Below are 290 nucleotides of genomic sequence, written 5' to 3'. Positions count from 1 at the left end.
CCGGAGGGGCCGGCGTGGCGGCGGAGCATCTCGTGCCAGATCACGGCGGTCTCGTTCGCATCGGCGGGGCGGAGCACGGCGAGGTTCGGGATGGCGCGCAGCGCGGTGAGCTGCTCGATCGGCTGGTGGGTGGGGCCGTCTTCTCCGAGGGCGACGGAGTCGTGGGTCCAGACGAAGATCGAGGGGATGTTCATCAGCGCGGCCAGACGCACTGCGGGGCGCATGTAGTCGCTGAAGATCAGGAACGTGCCGCCGAACGCGCGGGTGGGGCCGTGCAGCACGATGCCGTT

1 pseudogene is annotated in these 290 nt (G+C 70.3%); it reads right to left on the bottom strand.

From position 1 onward, the window contains the following. Positions 1-290: pseudogene (locus B4E30_RS16310) on the bottom strand (transketolase); the annotation flags it as partial.

This window comes from Microbacterium sp. UBA3394 (assembly GCF_002358725.1).
Lineage (GTDB): Bacteria > Actinomycetota > Actinomycetes > Actinomycetales > Microbacteriaceae > Microbacterium > Microbacterium luteum.
Note: the sequence above shows the minus strand (reverse complement) of the source record. Positions and strands in the feature narration are given on the sequence as shown.